Genomic DNA, 5,377 nt, shown 5'->3' on the forward strand with positions numbered 1-5,377 from the left:
AGCAAATTTAGCTGGTATTAAAGTTGAATATGTGAATCCTGCTTATACTTCGCAAACATGCCCGAAGTGTTCCGAAAGGAACAAAGCACAAGACCGCAAATATAAGTGTAAATGCGGATTCGAGACACACAGAGACAAAGTTGGTGCAATGAATATTCGTTATGCACCTGTGGTTGGCGGTAACAGTCAATCAGCCTAAGAACCTATATGGTCTGTCTTAGGAGGGGCAATGAGATGCCCTCATCTTGAAGGCTGTTCAAAACAGAAATGGACTGCGAACGCTGAGTCATTCAAGAATCCCATCCGTCACACCGTAAGGTGTAGGACTTGCGGCTTTAGCCGTGGGAGTCTCAACAAAATAAATAAATTAGTATTGTTTACAATATACATTGCATAATAAGAAGCTGGATTAGTTCACAGAGCCAGCTTCTTATTTATATAACCAGTGTTAGCGGAAGTAGATAAAGTAGGAGGGATCTGGTGTTACAACGAATCCTTCCTTAGTTGCTAAAGAAGGTATAAAATTCGAAGATCGTATTGCGGAAACCTGTCAATTAGTACTTGAGGTTGAGTCTGTTTCTGCAGAAGTAACGCCTGACGCTGTTACAGCTGAAGAAATGATCGCACAAGCAGAAGAACTCATTGGTGTTGATTTTCATGTGAAAAATCGAAAAATAGGATAAGATTGAAAAATTAGAAAAGCGTGCTTGGCATCATTTCCTACCAAGCCCGCATTTTCTATTTGGAGAGATTGGCGTTGGTAACCTTGGGTTTGATGCCACACCTTTTATATAATTTCACATACCGAAATGATTTTATATTATATAACCTATAGAAATAAGGCATTTCAATTATTTTATTAGGTATAAGAATAGAGAACAATCTACCATAAAATGAAATAAAACCTTGCTATGAAGCAAGGTTTTTGTCTTAGGAAAGTATATGACTCATGGATAATTCAAAATCTGGGAAGATATGAGAACGGAATATATTTTCCTCATTGTAAATATAAGGTATTCCATACATACCGTTTTCTTCAAGAATATATTGCTCTACAATTTTCTCGTTAGGATAAATGAGTAAATACTCTTTTACTCCGTGTCTTTGGTAAGAATTCAATTTTTCAATGCGATCTCGCTGCCAAGTGGAAGGGGAGAGAACTTCTACGATGAGATCAGGAGATCCTTTGCAGCCTTTATCATCTAATTTCCTTTTGTCACACACGACGCTAATATCGGGCTGTACAACTAGGTATTCTTCCTCATCATCTGTAGCGGATAATCTGACATCAAACGGGGCAGTATATACTTCGCATGTTTTCCCTTTTAAAAACGTATAAAATTCACCGGTTAGCTGGGTTACAATACGTTGGTGTTGGCGGGATGGTGCAGCTTGTAGATAGGGAATGCCATCAATAATTTCATAACGTGACTCATCAGGCCATGTTAAGTATTCGGCATACGTTACCTTCTTAGGATGAGGTTGATTCATACTCATAAGAAACACCTCCTTGATTATCTTTAATTTAACACTACTTGTAAGAAAATACAGCTTGGTTACAGAATATACAATTATTCTTCATCTAAACGCTCCAATGATTCCTTTAGTGTTTCATTTCCTAACTGAGTATATAATACAGTGGTATCAGTCGAAGAATGACCAAGTTGCATCATAACCTGCAGTGCGTCTTTTTCTTTGTTATAAAAGTTTGTCGCAAACGTATGACGCAGCTTATGAGGTGTCAAGCGTACGTTGAAAGCTTTTGTGTACTTATCTACCATGTTCTGAATGGCACGGACAGACATGGGCTTATACGAACCATTTTGAAGCGTCAAAAATACAGATTGTTCATCATCTGTTACTTTATAACGCTCTTTACGGATTTTCAAGTATTCCTGTAAATCAGAAAGGGCAGAGGGGGTAATCCAAATAGAATCTTCTTTTCCACCTTTCCGAATAATCGTTATAATTCGTTCCTTCTCATTAATTTTATCTAACTGAAGATCAGCAAGTTCCCCGACTCTCAAACCAGATCCTAAGAAGAGAGAGAGGATAGCTAAATCACGTTCTTTATCCCGACGAAAATACACTTCTCTTTTAGTACTGGCTACCAGATTCTCATATTCCGTTGCTACAAATTCTAGTAGTTTGCGATCATCGTCATTGTGAAGGATTTTTGCTCGCATTCGGTTAGCTCGTGCATTAATGGTTTCTTTTTCTTTAGAAATCTCAATTTTCGCCATCACATTGCGATAGAAGTATGGTTCTCCTTCATCATTTTCTGTCATGGTTGTGAGATAGTGGAAGAGAGACTTTAATGCAGAGACAGATCGAAGAACGGTTGTTTTCTTGAGTTTTTGCTTCTGAATTTGCTCTTTATCAGAATTCATTTTCTTCCGTCGGCTTAAATGCTTAACATAATTTTCAACTTCTTTAAGTCGTAGTCTTTCTAAAACAGAATAAGGAATGTCACTAATTTTTTCATATTCTGCGATATTTTCAGCAATTAACCACTGTAAAAAGTGTTTGTACTCATGCATATAACCGAGTAGGGTGGAGGGGGAAGCAGAATCTTCCTTAGCATCGATGTATTCTTGAATGTACCAGGGCAGCTCCTGCATGTTAGCATGAAGTCGTTCCAGATGAACGGATTGCTCTCTGCGCATCGTATCACTCCTTGTCTAATCTTGTTGAATTTCGCATTAAATACAATTTTAACGCACAATAGTTTACATAATAATTTTATGGTTAAGAGTTGTAAGCTAAGACTTGCTTAATGAATTCTGTATAGTCATCCAGATGTTTTTCAATAATTTTTTGTACAATTTCTAAATTTACTGCTTGATAGTCATGAACGACAATATTACGAAAGCCTACCATTGCTTTTAATTTAAAGGAAAGGGAGGGGGTAATTACGTCATTGTTAGCTAGGAAATCAAATGCATCTCGGCTGGTTTGAGGAATCCCGAACTTTTTCTCTGCGACGATATGCATAGCGATATCTATACTTGCTTCACAAGCACGCTGGATATTCAGGATAATGGAATCTTGCTTCGTATAGTTCTCTAAATTTAAGGGGTTATTTTCATATTCTTCGTTAATCCTGTTAATACAACGTTGAATCGTAGCAATTTTATTTAGAATCACATCATTATTCATTATGTATGCCTCTTTCAATGATATTTTTAACAATCTCCGATCGTTCCTCGTTTAACTTAGCGTATTTCTTAAGTGTATACATTTCAAATACTGCTTTCTTTGCATTATCTGAACAATACAGAACTGTTCCTGAAGTAATAATTTGTGCTTGGAATACAGTAGAAGCTTTCTTAAGATCAACTAGGTCCACATCTTTATTTAGAATGGCTGCTAATTCTTGCGAAATCATAAATCTTTCGTAGGTATCAAAATCTTCTTCGCTTATAAAAGCAATATCAAAATCGCTATCTGGGTGTGTTTGTTGTTTAGCCTGGGAACCAAATAAATATATTACATACGGCGATAGCTTATTAACGAGGAATTCTTTTATTACTGCTAAATGGTTATTGTTTGGCATACCATGCACCTCGATTAAATATTGGTTAATCCCATTATGTCATAATAAGAAAATTATACCAAACATCAGTTTGAAATTCAATTATGCGTTAAAACAGTGTTTAATGCGAAATTAATAGAAAGAAATCTCTCCCCTCTTTCTTCCATTTTAAATGGATACACCAGCTTTATTAAATATTTGATTCGTGGTCGTAGTTGATAAATATTTCGGCTTACCAGCTTTAACTTTTTACTTCTTCAAAATCAAGCCAGATGACCATTAAGTTGTCAGGCTTGATGCTGAGTATTTTTTCTGTGACTTTACGGAACTTATAGGCGCTTTTCAACGTCAATCCGACGCTCCAACGGCCTTGCTCATCAAACGTTTGCTTGGCACCGCCCTCTTTCAAATCTATTCCGTCCATAAAAATATTATCATTTACATCACGGAACGTAAGCTTCGCTGGCGTAGACAAATTTTCTTTCCATACCGATCATACACCTTTTTAGAGTCATAATATCAATATGTCTAAGATTTAGAGATTCCTGGCAATCAATTTAATCTTTTTGCACCAGAACCTGAAAAAGTTACTTAACACAATTCGGGAATCGTTACGACAAGGCTATACGACGGATGAACCATAGAATCAGGAAGAACAACCGATTGATATTGATAAAAGCGATGCTTCCAAACTTTCACATATTCAAAAAATGTCGCTTGATGTTAGGTTGCTAGGTGAATCCAAAAAGAATGATAACGAAAAAAACCTTGAATTGAAATAATTAACCATACATCAATTCCTTCTTTTTTTCCAATGCTAACATAAAGGAGGGATAGTATATGGCAAAAAGAAGAAATAGAATTCTTGTTCCGGAAGCAAGAAAAGGATTGAATGAACTCAAAGCTAGAGTTGTAAATGTGCAAAGTCCGGAAAACGCTAAATATGAGGCTGCCGAAGAAACGGGTGTTCCTCTAAAAGAAGGCTATAATGGTCATCTTACATCCCGTCAGGCAGGCATGGTTGGCGGCAGACTAGGTGGCAACATGGTTAAAGAACTTATTAAAATGGCCCAAGAAAGCTTAAACAAAAAGTCTTAACATAAACAAACAGAAACATCTCATGTTGACGTATTGCTTAACGCGGATACAAACAACTTTCAATAATTTGGGGCGGTTCTACCTCTTCCCCTTTACACAGAAATTTTTATCATATGCGTGAGGTTGTTTGTAGGGTCACCCAATAGCAGAAACGTTTTATATCGTGGGTAAACGGGACAACAAAACTAAATCTATAACTGCCATAATGTGAAGCACCTCACTAGAAGCAAAGGTGCTTTAACAGCTGAATATGATATTTATCCTTCTTTTATACGTTCTGTTTACCTGCTTTATGTGCGTTATCTTGAAGTTTTTCATTACTTATGATCCCTTCCTTCCCTACTCCCCAGATAGATATTACGTTAAGTAATTTTCAATATTAAAAAGCCCTAATTTCTCAATTTAATGCTGTACAATGTACCCTATTAAGTAGACACCAAAAAAAGTCTACCAATAGGGTACTTTTTTGTATAATTAAGAAACACAACTAGAGATAACATGGAGACGGGAAAATAATGAGTAAAAAGATTTTCACAGAGAAAGAGACCAAGCAGTTATCAACTAATAAATATGTTAAAGCAGTTGGTACAAAAGGAATCACTTATACAGATGAATTTAAGCGTATTTTTATTTCTGAAAGAGAGAAAGGAAAGGCTGCGAGAGAAATATTTGAACATTGCGGGTTTGATCCAGAGGTTTTGGGGATGGACAGAATTTATTCCGCGAACAAAAGATGGCAAAAGG

The 5,377-nt window shown here is 36.4% G+C and carries 7 protein-coding genes and 2 pseudogenes; 4 read left to right on the plus strand and 5 right to left on the minus strand.

Features of this window, described 5'->3' with window-relative positions:
* A partial coding sequence (locus H540_RS30570; RefSeq protein ID WP_034671628.1) for a zinc ribbon domain-containing protein occupies positions 1-199 on the plus strand: 199 nt, incomplete at its 5' end.
* A 277-nt stretch (positions 200-476) separates the two neighbouring features.
* Positions 477-668: pseudogene (locus tag H540_RS33515) on the plus strand (transaldolase family protein); the annotation flags it as partial.
* Between the two features lie 262 nt (positions 669-930).
* Here the strand turns inward: H540_RS33515 and H540_RS0121310 are convergent.
* The 5 genes and pseudogenes from H540_RS0121310 to H540_RS0121330 form a co-directional block, all read right to left on the minus strand.
* Positions 931-1,497 (minus strand): Uma2 family endonuclease, encoded by a 567-nt coding sequence (locus H540_RS0121310; protein ID WP_034671629.1) that lies wholly within the window; start codon positions 1,495-1,497, stop codon positions 931-933.
* A 74-nt stretch (positions 1,498-1,571) separates the two neighbouring features.
* Positions 1,572-2,666: a tyrosine recombinase XerS gene (gene xerS / locus H540_RS0121315; RefSeq protein ID WP_028402305.1), complete on the minus strand. Its 1,095-nt coding sequence runs from the start codon at positions 2,664-2,666 to the stop codon at positions 1,572-1,574.
* An 82-nt stretch (positions 2,667-2,748) separates the two neighbouring features.
* Complete coding sequence (hepT, locus tag H540_RS0121320; RefSeq protein ID WP_028402306.1) at positions 2,749-3,159, minus strand: type VII toxin-antitoxin system HepT family RNase toxin; 411 nt, start codon at positions 3,157-3,159, stop codon at positions 2,749-2,751.
* A complete protein-coding gene (mntA, locus tag H540_RS0121325) occupies positions 3,152-3,556 on the minus strand; it encodes a type VII toxin-antitoxin system MntA family adenylyltransferase antitoxin (protein ID WP_028402307.1) in 405 nt (134 codons plus the stop codon). The genes hepT and mntA overlap by 8 nt, the downstream gene beginning before the upstream one ends.
* 150 nt (positions 3,557-3,706) lie before the next feature.
* Positions 3,707-4,019: pseudogene (locus H540_RS0121330) on the minus strand (protein translocase subunit SecDF); the annotation flags it as partial.
* Between the two features lie 356 nt (positions 4,020-4,375).
* Between H540_RS0121330 and H540_RS0121335 the strand changes: the two are divergent.
* Together H540_RS0121335 and H540_RS0121340 are read left to right on the plus strand one after the other, a co-directional pair.
* Positions 4,376-4,633: an alpha/beta-type small acid-soluble spore protein gene (locus H540_RS0121335; RefSeq protein WP_028402309.1), complete on the plus strand. Its 258-nt coding sequence runs from the start codon at positions 4,376-4,378 to the stop codon at positions 4,631-4,633.
* A gap of 515 nt (positions 4,634-5,148) precedes the next feature.
* Positions 5,149-5,377: HTH domain-containing protein (locus H540_RS0121340; RefSeq protein WP_028402077.1), on the plus strand; the 229-nt coding region annotated here is incomplete at its 3' end.

It is taken from the genome of Ectobacillus panaciterrae DSM 19096, assembly GCF_000430785.1.
Lineage (GTDB): Bacteria > Bacillota > Bacilli > Bacillales > Bacillaceae_G > Ectobacillus > Ectobacillus panaciterrae.